The 19793-nt window shown below is 64.4% G+C and carries 18 protein-coding genes and 1 riboswitch; of the genes, 10 read left to right on the forward strand and 8 right to left on the reverse strand.

Features of this window, described 5'->3' with window-relative positions; translation table 11 throughout:
• The first annotated feature begins 298 nt into the window (after positions 1-298).
• The 8 genes from hutU (at position 299) to HMPREF3087_RS08465 (ending at position 10301) form a co-directional block, all read left to right on the forward strand.
• A complete protein-coding gene (gene hutU / locus HMPREF3087_RS08430; RefSeq protein WP_070428778.1) occupies positions 299-1996 on the forward strand; it encodes a urocanate hydratase in 1698 nt (565 codons plus the stop codon).
• Positions 1997-2005: 9 nt separating this feature from the next.
• Entirely contained in the window at positions 2006-3214 is a 1209-nt protein-coding gene (gene hutI, locus HMPREF3087_RS08435; protein ID WP_070428779.1) for an imidazolonepropionase, read from the forward strand.
• Positions 3211-4791, forward strand: a complete 1581-nt coding sequence (gene hutH / locus HMPREF3087_RS08440) for a histidine ammonia-lyase (protein WP_070428780.1) — start codon at positions 3211-3213, stop codon at positions 4789-4791. The genes hutI and hutH overlap by 4 nt, the downstream gene beginning before the upstream one ends.
• Complete coding sequence (locus HMPREF3087_RS08445; RefSeq protein ID WP_256173080.1) at positions 4791-6008, forward strand: allantoate amidohydrolase; 1218 nt, start codon at positions 4791-4793, stop codon at positions 6006-6008. The genes hutH and HMPREF3087_RS08445 overlap by 1 nt, the downstream gene beginning before the upstream one ends.
• Positions 6005-7378, forward strand: a complete 1374-nt coding sequence (locus tag HMPREF3087_RS08450) for a formimidoylglutamate deiminase (RefSeq protein ID WP_070428781.1) — start codon at positions 6005-6007, stop codon at positions 7376-7378. Before HMPREF3087_RS08445 ends, HMPREF3087_RS08450 begins: the two co-directional genes overlap by 4 nt.
• Position 7379: 1 nt before the next feature.
• Positions 7380-8126 (forward strand): IclR family transcriptional regulator, encoded by a 747-nt coding sequence (locus HMPREF3087_RS08455; RefSeq protein ID WP_070424109.1) that lies wholly within the window; start codon positions 7380-7382, stop codon positions 8124-8126.
• Between the two features lie 257 nt (positions 8127-8383).
• Entirely contained in the window at positions 8384-9091 is a 708-nt protein-coding gene (locus tag HMPREF3087_RS08460) for an IclR family transcriptional regulator (RefSeq protein ID WP_070428782.1), read from the forward strand.
• 16 nt (positions 9092-9107) lie between these two features.
• The gene (locus tag HMPREF3087_RS08465; protein WP_141738913.1) at positions 9108-10301 is read left to right on the forward strand and encodes a folylpolyglutamate synthase/dihydrofolate synthase family protein; all 1194 of its coding nucleotides are present in this window, start codon (positions 9108-9110) and stop codon (positions 10299-10301) included.
• A 10-nt stretch (positions 10302-10311) separates the two neighbouring features.
• Here the strand turns inward: HMPREF3087_RS08465 and HMPREF3087_RS08470 are convergent, their stop codons facing one another.
• The 4 genes from HMPREF3087_RS08470 to HMPREF3087_RS08485 are packed head-to-tail and all read right to left on the reverse strand — an operon-like array spanning position 10312 to position 12933.
• The gene (locus HMPREF3087_RS08470; RefSeq protein ID WP_070428784.1) at positions 10312-10965 is read right to left on the reverse strand and encodes a DUF308 domain-containing protein; all 654 of its coding nucleotides are present in this window, start codon (positions 10963-10965) and stop codon (positions 10312-10314) included.
• Positions 10966-10979: 14 nt separating this feature from the next.
• A complete protein-coding gene (locus HMPREF3087_RS08475) occupies positions 10980-11747 on the reverse strand; it encodes a glutamate racemase (RefSeq protein ID WP_070428785.1) in 768 nt (255 codons plus the stop codon).
• A complete protein-coding gene (locus tag HMPREF3087_RS08480; protein ID WP_070428786.1) occupies positions 11744-12490 on the reverse strand; it encodes an HAD domain-containing protein in 747 nt (248 codons plus the stop codon). Before HMPREF3087_RS08480 ends, HMPREF3087_RS08475 begins: the two co-directional genes overlap by 4 nt.
• A 53-nt stretch (positions 12491-12543) precedes the next feature.
• Complete coding sequence (locus tag HMPREF3087_RS08485; protein ID WP_070424100.1) at positions 12544-12933, reverse strand: universal stress protein; 390 nt, start codon at positions 12931-12933, stop codon at positions 12544-12546.
• Between the two features lie 23 nt (positions 12934-12956).
• On the opposite strand from HMPREF3087_RS08485, the gene HMPREF3087_RS08490 reads away from it, so the two are divergent.
• A complete protein-coding gene (locus tag HMPREF3087_RS08490) occupies positions 12957-13871 on the forward strand; it encodes an inositol monophosphatase family protein (RefSeq protein WP_070428787.1) in 915 nt (304 codons plus the stop codon).
• Positions 13872-13915: 44 nt separating this feature from the next.
• Here the strand turns inward: HMPREF3087_RS08490 and HMPREF3087_RS08495 are convergent, their stop codons facing one another.
• The 4 genes from HMPREF3087_RS08495 to HMPREF3087_RS08510 are packed head-to-tail and all read right to left on the reverse strand — an operon-like array spanning position 13916 to position 17733.
• Positions 13916-14671: an iron ABC transporter ATP-binding protein gene (locus HMPREF3087_RS08495; RefSeq protein ID WP_070428788.1), complete on the reverse strand. Its 756-nt coding sequence runs from the start codon at positions 14669-14671 to the stop codon at positions 13916-13918.
• A complete protein-coding gene (locus HMPREF3087_RS08500) occupies positions 14668-15807 on the reverse strand; it encodes an iron chelate uptake ABC transporter family permease subunit (RefSeq protein ID WP_141738914.1) in 1140 nt (379 codons plus the stop codon). The genes HMPREF3087_RS08495 and HMPREF3087_RS08500 overlap by 4 nt, the downstream gene beginning before the upstream one ends.
• The gene (locus HMPREF3087_RS08505; RefSeq protein WP_070428789.1) at positions 15800-16753 is read right to left on the reverse strand and encodes an ABC transporter permease; all 954 of its coding nucleotides are present in this window, start codon (positions 16751-16753) and stop codon (positions 15800-15802) included. The genes HMPREF3087_RS08500 and HMPREF3087_RS08505 overlap by 8 nt, the downstream gene beginning before the upstream one ends.
• The gene (locus HMPREF3087_RS08510) at positions 16750-17733 is read right to left on the reverse strand and encodes a siderophore ABC transporter substrate-binding protein (RefSeq protein ID WP_070428790.1); all 984 of its coding nucleotides are present in this window, start codon (positions 17731-17733) and stop codon (positions 16750-16752) included. The genes HMPREF3087_RS08505 and HMPREF3087_RS08510 overlap by 4 nt, the downstream gene beginning before the upstream one ends.
• Before the next feature lie 153 nt (positions 17734-17886).
• Between HMPREF3087_RS08510 and HMPREF3087_RS08515 the strand changes: the two genes are divergently transcribed.
• Complete coding sequence (locus HMPREF3087_RS08515; RefSeq protein ID WP_070428791.1) at positions 17887-19566, forward strand: amidohydrolase; 1680 nt, start codon at positions 17887-17889, stop codon at positions 19564-19566.
• A gap of 85 nt (positions 19567-19651) precedes the next feature.
• Positions 19652-19750: riboswitch (glycine riboswitch) on the forward strand.
• Positions 19751-19793 lie beyond the last annotated feature (43 nt).

Consider the following 19793-nt stretch of genomic DNA (forward strand, 5'->3'; position numbering starts at 1 on the left):
CGGGAGTTTTTGTTGCTAAAGCGTGGCTGGGTGCTGGAAGTGGGGCGAGGCGTCGAGGTGTTTGGTTGGGCTGGCTGCTGGAGGGGGTCTCCCTTCGGCTAAGGCGTGGATTGGTTGCCAACCGGTGTGCCCCGGCGCCTCACGCCGGGGCCGAACCGCGGCAGCGCGCCGCTAAAAACAGCCCGTAAGTGTTGTCCAATATATTGGACAACACTTACGGGCTTCGCTGGTTACAGGGCTCGTAGAGGTTGACCATAAAAGGAGACAACCCCTACGAGCCCTTGGAGAGCCGACGACGATGTCCTACACCAGGCACGATCCCAGCCGCACAGTCCGTGCGCCCCGCGGAACTGAGATCACCGCCCGCAGCTGGCAGACGGAAGCCGCGATGCGCATGCTCATGAACAACCTCGACCCCGAGGTTGCCGAAAGGCCCGAAGACCTCGTGGTCTACGGCGGAACCGGCAGAGCGGCCCGCAGCTGGGAAGCCTTCGATGCGATCGTCGACACCCTCAAAGAGCTGCGCGAAGACGAAACTCTGCTCGTCCAGTCCGGCAAGCCCGTCGGAGTGCTCCGCACCCACGAATGGGCACCGCGCGTGCTGATTGCCAATTCAAACCTCGTGGGCGACTGGGCCAACTGGGAGCACTTCCGCAAGCTCGAAGCCGAAGGCCTCATGATGTACGGCCAGATGACCGCGGGCTCCTGGATCTACATCGCCACGCAGGGCATCCTCCAGGGCACCTACGAAACCTTCGCCGCCGTTGCCAACGAACACTTCGACGGCACACTGGCCGGCACGCTCACCGTCACTGCCGGGTGCGGCGGAATGGGCGGTGCCCAGCCGCTTTCAGTCACACTCAACGGAGGCGCGTGCCTCATCATCGACGTCGACCGGACCCGCATGGAGCGCCGCCAGGGCAAGCGCTACCTCGACGAGGTTGTTTCGGACCTCGACGAAGCTCTCGACCTGGTTCTTGCGGCCAAGGCCGACAAGCGCGCCCTTTCTGTGGGTCTGGTGGGCAACGCGGCGGACATTCTGCCGGAGCTGCTGGACCGCGGTGTTGCCGTCGACATCGTGACCGACCAAACCTCAGCACACGACCCCCTGTCCTACCTGCCGCTTGGCGTCAGCGTGGACGAATGGTCTGAAGAAGCCGAAGAGAACCCCGAAAAGTTCACCCTGCGCGCGCAGGAGTCGATGGCCAAGCATGTCACCGCAATGGTCGGCTTCCAGGACAGGGGCGCGGTCGTGTTCGACTACGGCAACTCCATCCGCGATGAAGCCCGCAAGGCCGGTTATGACCGTGCCTTTGAGTTCCCCGGTTTTGTGCCGGCCTACATCCGACCGCTGTTCTGCGAGGGCCTAGGTCCCTTCCGCTGGGTCGCCCTGTCCGGAGATCCGGAAGATATTCGGGTGACTGACGAAGCGCTCAAAGAGCTCTTCCCTGACAACGACCACCTGCACCGCTGGCTCGACGCCGCACAGGAGTACGTCGAGTTCGAAGGTCTGCCCGCCCGCATTTGCTGGCTGGGCTACCGGGAGCGCCACAAGGCGGGCCTGCTGTTCAACCAGCTGGTTGCCGACGGCAAAGTGTCGGCCCCCATCGTCATCGGCCGCGACCACCTGGATTCGGGCTCCGTGGCGAGCCCGTACCGCGAAACCGAAGCCATGCGCGATGGCTCGGATGCCGTGGCTGACTGGCCTTTGCTCAATGCCCTGGTCAACACCTCTTCGGGTGCCAGCTGGGTGTCCCTGCACCACGGGGGAGGTGTCGGCATGGGTCGGTCTATTCACGCCGGCCAGGTCTCGGTTGCCGATGGCACGGAACTTGCCGCGCAGAAGCTCGAGCGTCTGCTGACGAACGACCCCGCGATGGGCGTCATCCGCCACGTGGATGCAGGCTACGAGCGTGCTCACGATGTCGCCGCTGAGCGTGGACTGTGGGTTCCCGCAGATGAAAATCTCAACCGCCGCGCCGAGCAGGACGCGTAGGCTGAAGTCATGACTTCTCTGCTTGTCACCGACATCGCTGAGCTCGTCACCAACGACCCGCAGGCGCAGGACCTCCTGGGCGTGCGGCAGAACGCTGCGCTGCTCGTTGAGGACGGCACGGTGGCCTGGGTCGGCGACACCGGGCAGGCGCCGGCCGCGGACGAGGCGGTCTCGGCTGCCGGCCGCGCTGTCATCCCGGGTTTTGTCGACAGTCACAATCACCTGATCTTCGCCGGCGACCGCTCGGAAGAGTTCGCCGCCCGCATGGCCGGGCAGGCCTATTCAGCCGGCGGAATCGCCACGACCGTCAGCGCGACTCGCGAAGCTTCGGCCCAGCAGCTGGAAGACAACCTCGTTCGTCTGCTGCGGCAGGCGGAGCACAGCGGCACCACGACGTGTGAGATCAAGTCCGGCTACGGCCTGACGGTCGAAAGCGAACTCGAGGCCCTGCGCATTGCCCGCCGCCACACCGAGGAGACGACCCTCATGGCGGCCCACGTGGTGCCGGCAGAGTACAAGGACTCACCGGATGCCTACGTTGACCTCATCATCGAACAGATGATCCCGCGGGCCGCCCAGGAGGGCCTGGCCAAGTGGATTGACGTGTTCTGCGAGGAAGGCGCGTTTGATATCGCGCAGACTCGCCGGATTGTCGAGGCGGGGCTCGCCCACGGTCTGAAGCCTCGCCTGCACGCGAATCAGCTGAGCGATATGGGCGCCATAGCCCTGGCCGCTGAGGTTGGTGCGGTGTCGGCTGATCACGCGACTTTTGTCAGTGATGAGGACCTGGCTCGCATTGCCGAGGCGGGGACTGTGCTCACGCTGCTGCCCAGCATTGAGTTCTCTACTCGCCAGCCGTACCCGGATGTCCGCAGGTATCACGAGGCGGGGGTCACGGTGGCGATTGCATCTGACTGCAATCCGGGCAGCGGCTTTTCGAATTCGATTCCCTTCTGCATGGCCATTGCCGTACGCGATATGCACTTCACGGTCGAGCAGGCGCTGTGGTCGGCCACGGCCGGCGGTGCGCGCGCCCTGCAGCGGACCGATGTGGGTGCGCTGACCGTGGGCAGTCGGGCTGATTTCAGCATTCTGGATGCCCCGTCCTATCGGCATTTGGTCTACCGGCCCGGCGTGCAGCAGATCGCTGAGGTCTACCGCGCCGGCACACTCATCTCCTCGAACCCATCCCCATTCACATGTAAGGAGCTCCCGTGACGACTTCTGTCGCTCTTGACCCCCAGGCTCTGTCGTTTGCCGATGTCGTGGCTGTTGCTCGGCACGGCGCACAGGTCACCATCCCCGATTCCGTGCTCGCCGATGTCGCAGAGGCCCGACGTGCGGTGGATGCTCTGGCCGCCCACCCGAAGCCCGTCTACGGAGTTTCGACCGGCTTTGGGGCGCTCGCGCAGCGCCACATTCCGCACGAGAGTCGCGCGCAGCTGCAGAAGTCGCTCATCCGCTCCCACGCTGCGGGCATCGGCGACCCGGTAGAGGTCGAGGTGGTGCGTGCGCTCATGCTGCTGCGCGCCCGCACTCTGGCCACCGGGCGGACGGGTGTGAAGGTTGAGACCCTGCAGACCTATGTTGAGATTCTCAACGCCGGCATCACCCCGTGGGTGCATGAGCACGGTTCGCTCGGCTGTTCTGGTGACCTCGCCCCGCTGTCGGCGTGTGCGCTCGTGGTCATGGGCGAAGGCAAGGTGCACGGCCCGGACGGTGAGCCCGTCGATGCTGGCCCCGTCCTTGCCGAATCGGGCATCACTCCGGTTGAGCTTGAGGAAAAGGAGGGCTTGGCGCTCGTCAATGGAACCGACGGGATGCTGGGCATGCTTATCCTTGCGCTGTACGACCTTGAGAAGCTTTTGACGACCGCCGATATCAGCGCGGCTATGTCTGTTGAGTCCCAGTTGGGCACCGACCAGGTGTTCAAGCCCGAGCTGCACTACCCTCTGCGTCCGCACCCGGGCCAGCGCACGAGTGCGGGCAATATGTTCGCGGCTCTGCAGGATTCCGAGATCATGGCCAGCCACCGGGATTCGGAGCATTTGGTGCAGGATGCGTATTCGCTCCGCTGTTCGCCGCAGGTGACCGGTGCCGCCCGGGATGCCGCAGTGTTTGCGGCGCAGGTGGCCGCACGCGAAATCCGGTCGGCGGTGGACAACCCGGTGGTTCTCCCGGACGGCACCGTGTCCTCCAATGGCAACTTCCACGGAGCTCCGCTTGCCCACCAGCTGGACTTCTTGGCGATTGTGGCTGCCGATGTCGCCTCAATTGCGGAGCGTCGCACGGATCGGGCGATGGACAAGACGCGCAATGAGGGCCTGCACTCGTTCTTGGCGCATGACCCGGGTGTGGATTCGGGCTTGATGATTGCGCATTACACGCAGGCGGCCATGGTGTCGGAATCCAAGCGACTGGCCACACCGGCGAGTGTTGATTCGATTCCGTCGTCGGCGATGCAGGAAGACCACGTGTCGATGGGCTGGGGTGCGGCCCGCAAGCTGCGCCAGTCTTTGGACAACCTTGCACGTGTTCTGGCAGTTGAAATCTATGCGGCAGCGCGGGCGGCGGATCTGCGTGACGCGGCCGCCAGCCCCGTGACCGGCGCTGTCATCGGCCTGCTGCGCGAAACGGTTCCCGGCCCCGGTTCGGACCGCTTCATGTCGCCCGAACTCGCGCAGACTGTTGAGCTTGTGACCAGCGGTGCTGTCCTTAAGGCCGCTTCGGAGGCGGGAACGCTCGAACACACGCTTGCGGATGTCGACGGCACGGTGCTCACCGGGGTGAACTGATGTCGGTTCTGGGGCTTATGGCCGCAATCCGCGATGTCGGACGCGACCCGTCTGGCCTGGGTTATCGGCGTTTCGGCTTCAGCCGTGAAGAGCGCACCCTGCGTGAATGGTTCATCGCCGAGTGCCGTAAGCGCGGCTTTGACGTCGAAATCGACTCCAATGGCATCACGTGGGCGTGGGTGACCAGGCCTGGGCCGAACGCCGTGGTCACCGGATCGCACCTGGATTCCGTCCCCGGCGGAGGTGAGTTCGACGGTCCGCTGGGTGTCGCCTCGGCCCTGGCTGCGGTCGACCAGCTGAAAGCCGATGGGCGCCTCGAACGGGCGGAAAGGCCCCTGGCGATTGCCGTGTTCCCCGAAGAGGAGGGCAGCCGCTTCGGCGTTGCCTGCCTGGGTTCGCGCCTGCTGACGGGAGCCATCGACCGTGACAGGGCGCTGGCACTCAAGGACGCTGACGGCGTGACGTTCGCCCAGGCGGCCAGCGCCTACGGCCTCACACCGGAGCACATGGGCGCTGACCGTGACCGCCTGAACCAGATCGGATCGTTCATCGAGCTGCACGTCGAACAGGGCGTGGGGCTCATCAACACCGACCAGCCGGTGTCGATCGGCAGTTCGATCATCGGCCACGGCCGCTGGAACTTCCGGTTCACGGGGCAGGGCAACCACGCCGGAACAACCCCGATGAGCCACCGGGCTGACCCGGTTGCTGCGGCAAGTTCTGTGATCGGCGGGATTCCGCAGATCGCCGGGGCGCACAGCGGTTCTGTCGCTACGGTCGGCAGGACGCACATTCACCCCGGCGGGACGAACGTCATCGCCTCGTCCATGGACTTCTGGCTGGACATCCGCCACCCTGACGACACGGTTGTCGAGGCGGTGCTCGCCGACATCACCGACCGCGCCCAGGACCTCGCCGCGAGTGTTGAGGGGCTCACCGCCGAAGTGCGGCGCGAATCCTATTCGCCGACCGTGGACTTCCACGCAGCCCTCAACGACAGGCTGCAGGCGGTCTTGCCGAACGCACCGCGCATGCCGTCAGGAGCGGGCCACGACGCCGGCATTCTCGCCGCCCACGTGCCCTCGGCCATGCTCTACGTGCGCAATCCCACGGGTGTTTCCCACGCGCCGGAAGAGGCGTGCGAAGAATCCGACCAGATCGCCGGAGCGGCCGCCCTTGCCGATGTTCTGGCCGCGGAACTGAAAGCCACAGCATGAAGCTCTTCTTTCCCCGCGCCTACGTGGACGGCCGCATTCGCTCCAACGTCCTCGTCACTGCTGATGCGAGCGGCACCATCACCGCCGTCGAATGCGGCACCTCGTCCGCCCCGGAGCCAGCTGCCTCCGTGCCAGCTGCCCCCGGCACCTCACCTGCCACCCCACCCGGCACCTCGTCAGAAGACATCCACGTCTTCACCGGCACGGCGTTCCCGGGTGCGCACAACGCGCACTCGCATGCCTTCCACCGCCTGCTGCGCGGCAGGACGCACGATGACGGGGGCACCTTCTGGACGTGGCGGCAGGAAATGTACGCGGCAGCTGCCTCCCTGACCCCGCAGCTGTACCGCGAAGTCGCCACGGCGGTGTTCGGGGAGATGATCGAGGCCGGCTACACCTCGGTCGGCGAATTCCACTACGTCCACCACGCCCCGGACGGCACCGCCTACCCCGACCACGCCATGGAGCGCGCCTTGGCCGAAGCGGCAGCAACAGCCGGCATCCGCCTGGTCCTGCTGGACACGTGCTATCTGCAAGGCAGCATCGGCAAAGAGCTCGCACCCGAGCAGGTGCGCTTCGGCGATGGCAGCATCGACGGGTACATGCGCAGGCACGCCAGTCTGCGCGCGGCACTCGCCGACTTCAGCCCGCTGGTCACCGTCGGTGCGGCCATCCACTCCGTGCGCGCAGTCGCCGCGGAAGACCTTCCGCGCTTTGCTGAACTCGATGGCCCCCTGCACATCCACCTGTCCGAACAGCCCGCCGAAAACGAACAGGCGCTCGCCGCCTACGGGAAAACGCCCACGCGGCTGCTCGCCGAGGCGGGGCTCCTGTCACCGCGCCTGTCGGCGGTGCACGCCACTCACCTGAGCGATGACGACATTCGGCTGCTGGGGGATGCCGGGGTGCACATCGTCATGTGCCCCACGACCGAGGCGGATCTCGCCGACGGGATCGGGCCGGCACGTGCGCTCGCGGACGCCGGAGCGGTCATCTGCCTGGGCTCTGACCAGCACGTTGTGCTGGACTCCATGCGGGAACTGCAGGCACTGGAAGCCGGTGAGCGGCTGGCATCGGGCCAGAGGGGACGCTTCAGCCCAGCCGAACTCATCACCGCCCTGACGCGGTCTGGGGCTTCGGCGTTGGGTTTGCGCTCTGGGATTGCGGTAGGGTGCCCAGCAGACATCGTCACTGTTGAGCACGCAAGTGTTCGCACCGCCGGTTCACGCGGAGAACAGGTGGTGATGTCGGCCACCGCTGCGGATATCAGCGCCGTCATCGTTGCCGGCCGGGTTCGCCGCTCTCGCCCTAAGAGCGCTGAACAGGATCCGCTGGGGAGGCTCTACACACGGTTTTTCAAGGAGGAATAACGTGGCAGAAGTTCCGGCACTCAGGCGTTCCGTTGGGATTCTGCGCCATCTGGGCTCGTCACTGCGGCCCATCAGCGCCGGAGCTCTCGCACGCACCCTGGACATTCCCCGCTCCAGCCTGTACGACCTCCTGGCTGTTCTTGAAGAGCTCGACATGGTGCGCAAAGTCGACACCGGCTATGTGCTGGGCTCCGGTATCAGTGAACTCGACGCCGCGCACTCACGTCACGCGTCTCTGCAGCGGATTGCCCAGCCGGCTGCGCTCGAAACAGCTGAAGCGGCCGGCGGTTCCGTCCAGTTGGCGGTTCTGCGCGGCTGGGAGACGGTGTACCTGCTGAAGGAGTCAGCCAAGAGGGCGCCGCGGATCGTCACCGAGGCCGGCATCCGCATGCCCGCCTATCTCACCGCGACCGGCCGGGCGATCCTGTCCCGGCTGGAGAGGCGCGAGGTGGTGGCGATCTTCTCTTCTGAACTCGTTTTTGCGCAGCGCACGGGGCAGGGGCCCACGTCGCTGCGGGAACTCAACAGCGAATTGGCCGGTGTTCGCTCCCGCGGCTATTCGATTGAGCACGGTGAAATCAGCGACGGCATTTGGACTGTTGCCGCCCCCATTGTCGATGCCGCGGGCAGGCCGATTGCCGCGTTCGGCATTTCGCTGCCCACTGATGACAGCGGGGAGGACCGTGAAAAGGAAGTCAGCGCCCTGGCAGTAGAAGCCGCTGAGGGAATCTCAGTGCGTCTGCGCTGAGTCTTCGTTTACGGAGCAGTTCTCCGCTGCGCACCGAAACAGCCGGCGGTGAGGAGAGAGGAAGCTTTGAAAAAATACGAATTCAGTACAGAATGGGTTTTTCGGACAGAATCACACGTTCACGAAGCGCACAGATACGTCTCATCTATCGCCGGGCCGGTTTTATGTCAGTGGTTATCGGTAGGCTGAGATTCGTAAGGGTGAACTTGGCGTCACCCGTTGCGCCGTAACAGGCGCATACGCAGAAAGGAACAGGAATGGCGGATGTCCCGGCTCTGCGGCGCGCAGTTGCGATGCTGCGCGCTGTTTCCCTCAGCAACGAGCCCATGAGCGCCGGACAGCTGTCACGGGAACTCGATATTCCCCGCTCCACCGTCTATGACATCCTTGCGGTCCTTGAAGAGCTCAACGTTGTCAGCAAGCGCAAGAACGGCTACGTGCCGGGGCCGGCATCTACTGGCGTGGGTGCTGCGTATCTGCGCTCCGTGCCGTTGGTCAATGCGGCAGCTCCGGCCATGCGCGCGCTGGCAGACGCCATTGACGGCTGCGTCCACCTGTCCACGCTGCGCGGCAATGAAGCACAGATCCTCACGGCAGACCGCGGTCCTGACGCGCCCGCGTGCCCGTCGTGGCCCGGTGACATGGAGCCGATTGCAACATCAGCCGCCGGCCAGGCGATTCTGTCCTGCCTGCCCAAAGGTGCGATTGCCGGACTCATCGACGAAGACCTGCTGCCCAAGGTCCTGGAAGAGCTTCGTGCGGTCCGTCTGCGTGGCTATGCCATCGAACACTGCGACGATTCCAGCACGTGGACTATCAGCGCCGCTCTGCAGCCCAGATCAGGTTCGCTGGTTGCGGCCCTTTCCATCGTCCTGCCGGCCAACTACTGGAGTGCTGACAACGAACTGCGCGTGGCGAAAGCCCTCAAGCTCACTGTCAAGAGGCTTTCTGACCGTCTGAACTGACGGTTAGGGTTGTTCCGTGACGTTGCGACACGACCCTGCAGACGAGCCCTTCTTCCGTGAATGGAACGATGCGCGCCGCCGCGAAAACGGAGGCCAGCGGACAATTACACGGTCCCATAAGCGCTCAGCCCTCCTGCAGGAACACCTGGGACTGCACCGGGGTCTTTCCGTCCCCGCCTGTCTCATAGTCGGATCAAAGGGCAAAGGCACCGCGGTGGCGGCAGCAACTGCGACTCTGCACGCCGCGGGTCTGCGCGTGGGAACCATCACGAGCCCGCCGCTGCGCCACAATCGCGAACGCATTCGCATTGACGGCCGCGCGATTTCCCAAGCGGACTACGGAGCGCTGTCCCATCGGGCCGCCCGTGCGCTTGAGGCTCTGCCCTCCTCAGATGACGGCTATCTGCCGCCTTCGGGCATGTATACCCTCATTGGGCTGAGCTGGTTGCTGGATGCAGGGGTCGATGTCCTCGTCGTCGAGGAGGGCCTGGGCGGTCTGAGCGACGATGTTTCGCTGTTCTCCTACCCGGTTGTCGGGGTCACGCAGATCTTTGCGGAACACCTGGATGTTCTGGGCGGTTCGCTCGATGCTGTTGCGGCTGATCTGCTGGGAGTCATCGACGACGCCACAGAGCGGGTCGTGGCGTTTTCACCACAGCCGCCCCAAGCACACAGCCGCCTGCCTGAGCGCACAGACTTCGTTGAAACAGGGGCAACCCTGGAGCGCAATATCCGAGTAGGCGCTAAAACTGCGTGCAGTCTGCTGGAAGTCAGCTTCCCAGACCGGAAGCAGGCAGCCCTGCCGAATGCCGAAGAGCTCGCAGAAAAGCTGATTCTGCCCGGCCGCGCGTCCCTGCACACGGTCAGTGGGGCGCAATGGTGCATCGACACGTCCATCAGCCCGGAAGGTGTGGCTGATATCCGTGCTCGCGCCGAAGGGATCCTGCGTCCCGGTTTTCGGGTGCTGGCTGCATTTCCGGATGTCAAAGACGTCGAAGGCTGCATAGCCGAACTTGAGGGGCTGCCCGTGACATTCGTCGGTGCGGGCCGCGAATACCTCAACTACAGCCGATCACAGGCCGACACAACAACCCAGCAAGCAGTGCATAACGCCCAGGCCGCCGGCAGTGATGTGCTGGCGGTGGGCACGCAGTCCTTCGCCGGGGAACTGCTGGAAATCCTCGAAGCCGACACTGACCGCTGGTGGTGAGGAAGCCCGATCAGCCGTCGTCGACGACCTCGCCCTCGATCACCTGGGGGCCTTCACCTCGGCCGTTCCTGCCGCCTCGACCACCCGGGCCGCCGATCCGACCGGAAGCCGTCCACCCCTGAGCCTGCCCGTTCTGCGTGCGGAAGGCGCGGAAAGTCGTGGTGATCCGGCGGGCCAGCATCAAGCTGAGAACACCGTAGATGGCCAGCAGGAACGCGGCCAGGTACATGCCGATCGTGATGGTGTCAGCCGGGAAGACGGGCATGAGGAAACCGGCGAAGACCGCGGCAATGCCGAGCACCAGACCCAACCACCACGAGCGCACACCCAGGCTGCGCATGAGAACAGACACAAGGATGACACCCGCGCCGAACAGGACGGCCGCAATGCTCATAACCACCACGAGGAAGCCCAGAAGAGCCTTGGGTGCCGCCAGAATGAGAATGCCCAACAGCGCCGACAGGATCGTGTGACCCAGCGCCAGACTGGACTTGCGGCGCACTGAGGCGAACAGCGCGAGCGCGGCATCAGCCAAGAACCAGAAGCCCACCAGGTAGGAGAACACCACGGCGCTGTGGCCGGGCCACACCACCAGAAGAATCGAAGCAATGAGCGCGAAGACGCCCTGCAGAACTAAGAACAGGTTGATCGGGCGGACTGCCACGGTAGATCCCTTCCTCACACAGCAATGTCCAAAAGCGCCTGACCGGCAGGGTAGGCGCCGACTGCGGCCGGGAGTTTCCCCGGTCGTCCCGACAGGTACACGTGCCGCAGCCGGCCGGTGGGCTGAGCCTCGGGACTGGGCTTCAGTCCCAGTCGGTGCAGCGTTTGCTGGGCAACGGCGCCGTGCGAATCGTACAGCTGCCTGATACCCGGGCGGGCGGCGCGAATGACGTCTGCCACCAGGCCGTAGTGAGTGCAGCCGAGCACAATGTCGGTGATGCCTTCGGGGGTGTCGGCCATTGCCTGGGCAACTGCCGCGCGAATGCTCACGGGGTCAGCCGCATCAATGGCCTGCGCCAGTCCAAAGGCCGCTGTTTGGTGAACGTCAAGACCGGCCGCAAACTTCCCGATCAGCTTGTTTTGGTACTCGCTGTTGGTGGTTGCCGGGGTTGCCCACACGGCAAACGGCCGGCCGGCTTCCGCCGCGGGCTTGATGGCCGGCACCGTGCCGATGATTGGGATCTTGAACTCTTTGCGCAGGGCCGGCAGCGCATTGACCGAGGCGGTGTTGCAGGCCACGACGATCGCATCGGGTTCGTGCTGGGCCAGGGTGCGGGCTGAAAACAGTGCGCGTTTGGTGACATCAGCACCCGACAGGCGGCCGTAGGGGGCGAAGTCCGGGTCCATGGCCAGTACAAGGTCGGCTTGCGGGGCGGCCCGGTGGATGGCGTGGGCGAACGCGGTGAGGCCCAAGCCGGAATCGAAGACGCCGATGGTGGTCATAGCCGCAGCTTTCTGGGTCGAGGTGTCAGCGAGTACGGGTTGTTCTGCGCTGTTCCGGCAGGGCTTTCTGGGTCGGGGCCGGCTGGGATGGATGCGCCGGCTGGGCTGCCGGCCGCAGTGCCGCTGGGGCCCGCGGGCCCGGTCGGTTCGGCTGCCCCTGCGTGGCTGCCCGAGGTGCCGAGGCCTGCGGGTGTTGTCCGGTGCGGAGTTCTGGGGGCGGGTGGGGTGAAGCGGCGCATCTGCTTAAAGTGCGCCTCTGTGAGCCCCGTGCTGTATTCCGGGGCGATCATGAGCAGGCGATCGCCGAAAAGCGTCGTGAAGTGCTCCAGGGTGGTGGTGTGGACGAGGTCGTCGTCAATCCAGATGGCGCGGTCGTCGGGATTGTTGCGCAGGAACTTTTCGACCGCTTTGGCTTTCCACCACGTGTGTGGGTCGTCGGCGTAGTAGTTGAATGACGAATCCGGCATGGCTTCGACCGCATACCGGCGCGTGAATCCGAGCTTCGGTTCGATTTCCTCGGTGCACAGGTGCGACCACGTGGACAGCCACACCAGCTGGGCGTAGCGGCGGCGCAAAAAACGCTCCATGAGCTGCACAATGTGCGGTCGGTAGTGCAGTTCGTAGTTCCAAGCGTGAACAGCCCGACGCTTCTCCCGTTTGAACCGAGGCTCCGGCACGGGATAGGAGTTGAGAACGCCGTCGACGTCGAGAAAAATCCGCACGGGCGACTGGGCTTGGACCATAAGTTCATGGTAGCCGTCACGCCTGATCCCGCAGACAGCCCCGCCGTCGGCGTCTACGGTGTCGTCGTCAGCACGGGAACATCGGAGTCCAGCAGAATCCGCTGTGCCTGAGAGCCCAGAATGAACTTGCCGATCGCGCTGCGCTTGCGCAGGCCGATCACAATCATGCTGGCATCGTTTTCTTTGGCACACCGGTTGAGGGTTTCGACCAGATTGTCTTCGTGTTCCGGCTGCAGAACCTCAGCCTCGACCCCGGCTTTGCGGGCCTGCTCTTCCAGGGCCGCTGCTTCAGAAGCATCGAGGGTTGTCACTTCGCTTGCCGCACCCAGCCGCGGGGAGTTCACCACGAGAGCGCGAACGTCGCGAGCCTTCGCCTCGGCAAAGCCTGCCTTGAGAGCAGCCTGACCTTCGGGGGAGGGGAGATAGCCGATGATGACCGTCATGTGCCCACTGTAACGTGGACTGCATGATCGATCCGCTGCTGGCGCTCGCCCGCGATGCCGCTTTCCTCGGGTGGTCGCGCATGGGCCTGTGGGCCTCGAAACTGTCCCGCGCACACGTTGAAGCCAAAGACGACCCCAACAACCTCGTCACCGAAGCCGACGCTGAAATCGAAGGCCTGGTGCGCGGCTACTTTGCCCGTTTCCGCCCGCAGGACACGGTCGTGGGCGAAGAATCCGCCGCACCCCTGAACGCTCACGAGGTGGAGGACGGTGCCGCTCTTCTGTCCGGTCTCGTGGTTCCCACCCTGGCTCACGACCCGCAGTTTGCCACGCGTCTGCGTGAGATCGAACCACTGGAATGGCACGTCGACCCGATCGACGGAACCGTCAACTTCGTGCGCCGACTGCCCGCCCACTGCATCTCTTTGGGTGCTCGTCACCCCGACGACCGCCACCCGGCTGAAGGCCAGTGGGAAATCGGCCTCGTTGCAGCACCCGTGCTGGACACCGTCTGGTACGCCCGCCCCGGTGCTGGCGCATGGGTGCGCACAGGACTGCCGGAAGCAGCAGAACTGACAACAGGCGCCTCGGCGACCAGGATCAGCGGAACCCCGGCGGGACTGCCGGGAGCAGTTGCCGCGACCGGCTTCGGATACGCGCCGCTAAGGCGCGCAGAGCAGGTCAGCAGGCTCAGCCCCGTGCTGCAGGAGTTCGACGACATCCGCCGCATGGGCTCAGCCGCAATCGACATCTGCCTAGCGGCGGAGGGGAAGGTCAACGCCTACTTCGAACGTGGTCTGGGCATCTACGACTGGGCCGGGGGAGCGGTCATCGCCCGCGAAGCCGGCCTGTACGTGCAGCTGCCCACAGACCGCAGCGAACCGGTCATCATCGCCGACACTGCCGAACGCATGGAATTCCTGCGCCGGCACGCTTGAGGGTCTGCGCGGCGCTGTTTGCGCAGGGTCTGCCCGGTGGTTGGTCAGTAGTACACGGCCAGCGGGCCGTTTGGCCCATCGACCACCTGGACGGGAGTGTTGAAAACGCGAGTGAGAATCTCACTGCGCATGATCTCCTCCGGGGTGCCGAATTCGACAACCTGGCCCTCTTTGACAGCGCAGATGCTGTCCGCGTAGGCAGCGGCGAAGTTGATGTCGTGCAGCACGATGACGACCGTGCGGCCCAGTTCATTCGCCACGCGGCGCAGGTGGCGCATCATGATGACCGAGTGCTGCATGTCGAGGTTGTTCAGCGGTTCGTCCAACAGGACGTAATCGGTTTCCTGCGCCAACACCATCGCCACATAGGCTCGCTGGCGCTGCCCGCCGGAAAGCTCATCGAGGTACCGGCCCTCTAAACGGCTCAGCCCCAGGAAGTCGATGGCTTCGCTGATCGCGGTTTCGTCCTGCGGAGTCAGGCGGCCCTTGGAATGGGGAAACCGCCCGAAGCCCACCAGCTGGCGCACCGTCAGGCGGGTCACGAAGTGGTTCTCCTGGCGCAGGATCGACACGATCTTCGCCAGTTCGTCGCTCTTGGTGGTCGTCACATCGTGCCCGCCAACCGTAATGTGACCGGAGTCCATGGCCATAAGCCGACCGATCATCGTCAGCAGAGTCGACTTGCCCGCCCCGTTGGGGCCGACGAGTGCCGTAATGCCCTGCGCCGGAATCTCCAGGTCGACCGGACCGATGCAGACGTCATCAGCGTATTTTCGCGCGACGTCGGACAGGTTGATCACAGGCGCCCCTTTCGGAGGATGTAGACGAGGAAGAATGTGCCGCCGACGACCTCCATGATGATGCCCACACTGCCTTCGGCGTAGAACAGGTTCTTCAGAACAAAGTGCGAACCGGCCAGAATCACAAAGCCGACGAGCACGCCCATGGGAAACAGCAGACGGTGGTCAAAGGTGTCGGCCAGCTGGTAGGTGATCATCGCGGTCAGAAAGCCGAAGAACGTCATCGGGCCGACCAGTGCGGTGGAAATCGCCATGAGAACGGCGATCATCAGCAGTGAGCCGATCAGCAGCCGCTTGTGATCGAGCCCCAGGTTCACGGCGGCTTCCCGGCCGAGAGCCATGAGGTTGAGCTTGCGGCTGATGAACCACAGCCCGCCGCCGGCCAGCACCATCAGGGGCAGAACGTACGGCAGGTAGCGCGCGTCGGCGTTGGCGATCGAGCCGATGAGCCGAGCAGTGAGGACATCGAACTCACTCGGAGTCAGCAGTCGCTGCATAAAGGTGGACATAGCGCCCAGGCCGCCGCCTAAGACAAGGCCGATGAGCAGGGTGATCTGCAGGTCGTGACCGGAAACATCGCGCTTTCTGCCGAAACCGCCCAGCAGCCACCCGTAGAGCAGACCGGACATGGCAGTCATGATGGCTACCTGAACCAAGAACGGCAGGGTGCCGGTCAGTGCGGCCGTGCCGCCGGCGCCCAGGAAGAACACCGCCGCGGTCTGCACAAGCCGGTACAGAGACTCAAAGCCCATGATCGATGGGGTCAGGATCCTGTTGTTCGTCACCGTCTGAAAGGCAATAGTCGCGGTGGCCTGCGCGAAGGCCACAACAAGGATGATGATCAGGGTGGAGGCGCGCAGCTTCGAAATGACCCAGAAGCCCGGATGGCTGATGGGCACGGGGCTCTTCCACGCGAGTGTGGCGGCGGTGATCGCCAGGGCAAGCAGACCCAGGACGCTCATCATGATCCAGTAGCGGCGCTTCTTTGCTTTGGTGGGAAGGGCGCCGGAAAAGCGTTCGGGGGCCGCCCGGAGGGAGTCGGCGACCAGGCACTCTTCAAACAGGATGGGGTGGCCGGCGGGAAGGCGCTCATTGGCCGAAACCCGCGGCGGCAGGGAGCGGGGAGTGTTAGGCACGAGACTTCTTCCTCAGCAGGAGAGCGATGAACACGACCGAGCCGACAACGCCCAGGATCAGGCTGACGGGGATTTCGAACGGAGCGATGATGGTCCGCCCGATCAAGTCGGACACGGTGACGGCGGCAATGCCCATGAGGGCCACCCACGGCAGGTTGGACCGCAGGTCATCGCCGCGGAACATAGAGACGATGTTGGGCACAACGAGGCCCAAGAACGGCAGATTGCCGACGACCACCGTGACAACACCGGTGGCCAGGGCGACCAGGCCCGTGCCCAGCAGGATGACCCGGTTGTAGTTGATGCCGACGTTGACGGCCACGCTTTCGCCCAGTCCTACAACGGTGAAGCGGTCAGCGGCGATGAAGATCGCGACGGCGATTGCGACGACAATCCACAGCGGTTCGTACTGGCCTTTCAGCACCGAGGTGAAAGAGCCGGCAAACCAGATGCCGAGGCTCTGCAGCATGTCGGTTGCCAGGGCGATGTAGGTGGAGACCGCGCCGACGACCGCGCCGAGCATGAGCCCGACGATCGGCACGATGACGGACGAGCGCAGAGTCACTTGGCGCAGGAACGCGAAGAAGATGAGCGTTCCGATGAAGCTCATGATGATCGCCCCGGCCATCTTGACCAGCAGTCCAGAATCGGGGGCGATGATCATAGTGAGCAGCAGCCCGAGCCCCGCCCATTCGGTGGTTCCGGTGGTCGTCGGTTCGACAAAGCGGTTTTGGGTCATGAGCTGCATGACCAGGCCGCACATGGCCATGGCCGCACCGGAGAGCACGAGTGCAATGGTCCGGGGGATGCGCGTGATCGCGAACATTTCGGCACCGCCCTCGCCGAAGATGTCGAAGACGCCGACAAAAAGAGAAGCAACGACCAGCGCCGCAGTCAAGGCGACTGCGGCGCCGAATCGCCACGTGAGCAGGGCGGGGCGTGTCACTGCTTGCCGAATTCCTCCGCGAGGTTCTCAAGGGCCTCGGTGTAGGTCTGGATGGATTCGTTGACGTAGGTGTCTTCCGGCATGTACAGCACGTGGCCTTCCTTGATGGCGGTCACGTTCTTGAGTGCAGCGGAGTTCGAAACGACGTCCTTTGCCGAGTGGTACTTTTCGCCGTCCTTCATGGTGATGGCGGCATCGCGGTCCATGACGATGATCCAGTCAGGGTTGGACTTGGCGATTGCTTCGACGCTGACGTCATCGCCTTCGTGGTCTTCCGAGGCATCCGGAACGTCAAGGGCGGGCTTCAGGCCGACCATGTCGAACAGCGGGCCGACACCGCGGCCCTGGGAGGGAGCGGAGTAGTTGAGGTTGCCGCCGGTGGAGATGAGCCCCATGACGGTTTCGTCCTTGTTGTAGCTGTCCTTGGCTGCCTTTTCGGCGTCCTCGAACTTCTTGACGAGTTCGTCAGCCTCTTTTTCCTTGCCGAAGATTTCGCCCAGAGCGGTGGTCTGGCGCTTGAATTCTTCGTCCAGGGGCTTGCCGTCGCGCGGTTCGAGGTCGACGATCGGGGTGTCTCCGGCGAGTTCCTTGATCTTGTCGGTGTGCTGGGTGAAGCGCTGACCGGTGATGATCACGTCAGGTTCAGCGGCCACGATCGCTTCGAGGTCGGGTTCGCGGTGGTTGCCCAGGTCGACAACAGATTCGTCTTCGCGCAGGTCCAGCGACTTCGAAACGATCTTGCGGGGAGCCGCGGCGGGCTTGATGTCCCAGTCTTCGAGCGTCTGGAAGGAGCGGTTGTCCAGGGCGACAACCTTCTTCGGGTTCTTCGGAACCTCGACGGTGCCGTCGTTCGTTTCAATGCTGACGGTTTCAGCGCTGCCGGATTCGCTGTTTTCAGCGGTGCCGGAGCCGCATGCGGCAAGGGTCAGTGCGAGGGAGCTCGCACCGATGAGTGCGGCGAGGCGTCGTGCAGTCTTCATGCTGTTTCTTTCGTGTATGCGTCGGGAAGTTGAAGATTAGGTAAGGCTTACCTAAAGGGCCCGAACACAGCATAGGGGAAGTATTTGCGAAAGAAAAGTCTAGCTTAATGGCCGGTTCTTTGTCGCACCGCCGTGGGACCTAGACTTGCCGCTATGTCATCACGCCGCCGCCTGTTTCTCGGTGCCCGCTTCCTCACCTTCGAAAAGTCCCAGCCGCAAGCCTCAGCCGTCCTCGTCGAGGGCGAAAAGATCGTCGCCGCAGGAGGCGCCGACGAATTGCGAGCCCACACCGCAGGCGCTGAGACCGTTGACCTCGGCGGAGCCATCGCAATGCCCGGCTTCGTCGACGCCCACATTCACGGTCTTTCGCAGGCACTCGGGGCAGAAGAGCTCAGCCTTTTCGGCACGGAATCCCTCGAACAGGCAATGACGGCGCTGGCCGACTACGCGTCAGGTGTGCCGGATGGCGAATGGATCACCGGCGCTGGCTGGGACTTCACCAAGTGGGGCCTCGACGCACAGCCAGACCGCGCTCACCTCGAGAAAGCCGCACCGAACAACCCCGTGGCCCTGTGGTCGATCGACTACCACACCCTGTGGGTCAACGGGCTCGCCCTCGAAGAGGCCGGTGTTGGCCCACACACCCCCGACCCGCACGACGGCGAGTATGTTCGCGAACCAGGCGGGAGGCTCACCGGGATCATCCGAGAAGGCGCCGCAGAACTGGTGAAAGCCGCAATCCCAGACCCCTCCGCCTCGGCCGCGGCTGACGCTTTGAAGGTTCAGCAGCGCACGTGGCTTTCCGAAGGGCTCACGGGCCTGCACGAAATCGAAGGCGAACTGTCCCGTCGCGCCTGGCTGGAACTCGGTCAGCGCGGCGAACAGGACATCCGCGTTGTCAAATACCTCCGTCCGCAGGAGCTCGCCTGGGCAAAGTCCTCTGGCTGGACAACCGGTGAAGGCGACAGTTGGTTCCACCATGGCGGACTCAAGCTTTTCGCTGACGGTGCGCTCGGCTCGCACACGTGCCACATGTCCTCGCCGTTCCCGCCGGCAGAAGGCGAAGAGGCTCCCAACTACGGGGCCGAGGTGATCTCGGAAGACGCGCTCACCGACGCCATGGTCGAGGCGTACAGGGCTGGCATCGTGCCGATCGTCCACGCCATCGGCGATCAGGCGGTCCACCAGGTGCTGGGCGCCTACGAACGCTCAGCGGGCGAACACAGCGCGGCCGAAAAGCGCCTGGGCCGGACGCTGCGCCGCCGCATTGAGCACTCGCAGTTCGTCCAGCCCGGCGACATTCAGCGCTTTGCCGATCTCGGAGTCATCGCCTCAATGCAGCCGCGCCACTGCATTTCCGACCTTCACCTACTGGCGCAGATCCCACTGGATGCCGCACTCGCCGGCTACGCGTGGACGCAGCTGGAAGACGCAGGGGCGGCGCTCGCCTTCGGATCCGATGCGCCAGTGGAGCCGAGCACTCCGTGGGCCGCCGTGTACGCGGCGATGACCAGGGCAGACATCAGCGGTGACAGGTCGAGTGCCTACCAGCCGGAGCGGCGCATGAGCGCCTACCGCGCGATCGCCGCCCACACCTCCGGTGCGGCTTTCGCGGCCGGCAGGGAAAACGTGTCGGGGCGGATTGCTCCGGGCATGGAAGCCGACTTCATCACCGTCGACACCGACCCGCTGGCCCGCGAGGGTGCTGACGGGGCAGTGTCCTTCGAACAGGCCTACCCGGATGAGGACACCCTGTTCGAGCAGGCTGAGGCCATCCGCGACACCCGCGTGGAAACCGCCATTGTCGGCGGGCAGGTGCGCTTCAGCCGCTGATCCTCAAGCAAGGTCGCCGGGGCGACCCGCCCGTGCTGACTCATGTGCGCCGATTAAGTATCATGGCTCACAGAAATTGCCGTCATCACGCTCTTCGGGAGAGCCCACGCGAAGCCATCGCGTCGGCGCCGTAGGTGCAATTCCCTCCCCGGGAAACTCTCAGGCCCAGTACTGGAGAGCGGAGGCAACTCTGAAACCGCTGTCGGAACGCGCCGCGAGGCCGACCG

Source organism: Brevibacterium sp. HMSC22B09 (assembly GCF_001806795.1).
GTDB lineage: Bacteria > Actinomycetota > Actinomycetes > Actinomycetales > Brevibacteriaceae > Brevibacterium > Brevibacterium ravenspurgense.

Bases quoted from the DNA above. Each gene is read 5' to 3' on its own strand.
- HMPREF3087_RS08450 (WP_070428781.1), top strand. From the start codon at position 6,005: ATGAAGCTCTTCTTTCCCCGCGCCTACGTGGACGGCCGCATTCGCTCC.
- HMPREF3087_RS08460 (WP_070428782.1), top strand. From the start codon at position 8,384: ATGGCGGATGTCCCGGCTCTGCGGCGCGCAGTTGCGATGCTGCGCGCT.
- HMPREF3087_RS08490 (WP_070428787.1), top strand. From the start codon at position 12,957: ATGATCGATCCGCTGCTGGCGCTCGCCCGCGATGCCGCTTTCCTCGGG.
- HMPREF3087_RS08445 (WP_256173080.1), top strand. From the start codon at position 4,791: ATGTCGGTTCTGGGGCTTATGGCCGCAATCCGCGATGTCGGACGCGAC.
- HMPREF3087_RS08510 (WP_070428790.1), bottom strand. From the start codon at position 17,733: ATGAAGACTGCACGACGCCTCGCCGCACTCATCGGTGCGAGCTCCCTC.
- hutU (WP_070428778.1), top strand. From the start codon at position 299: ATGTCCTACACCAGGCACGATCCCAGCCGCACAGTCCGTGCGCCCCGC.
- HMPREF3087_RS08480 (WP_070428786.1), bottom strand. From the start codon at position 12,490: ATGGTCCAAGCCCAGTCGCCCGTGCGGATTTTTCTCGACGTCGACGGC.
- HMPREF3087_RS08515 (WP_070428791.1), top strand. From the start codon at position 17,887: ATGTCATCACGCCGCCGCCTGTTTCTCGGTGCCCGCTTCCTCACCTTC.
- HMPREF3087_RS08485 (WP_070424100.1), bottom strand. From the start codon at position 12,933: ATGACGGTCATCATCGGCTATCTCCCCTCCCCCGAAGGTCAGGCTGCT.
- hutI (WP_070428779.1), top strand. From the start codon at position 2,006: ATGACTTCTCTGCTTGTCACCGACATCGCTGAGCTCGTCACCAACGAC.
- HMPREF3087_RS08475 (WP_070428785.1), bottom strand. From the start codon at position 11,747: ATGACCACCATCGGCGTCTTCGATTCCGGCTTGGGCCTCACCGCGTTC.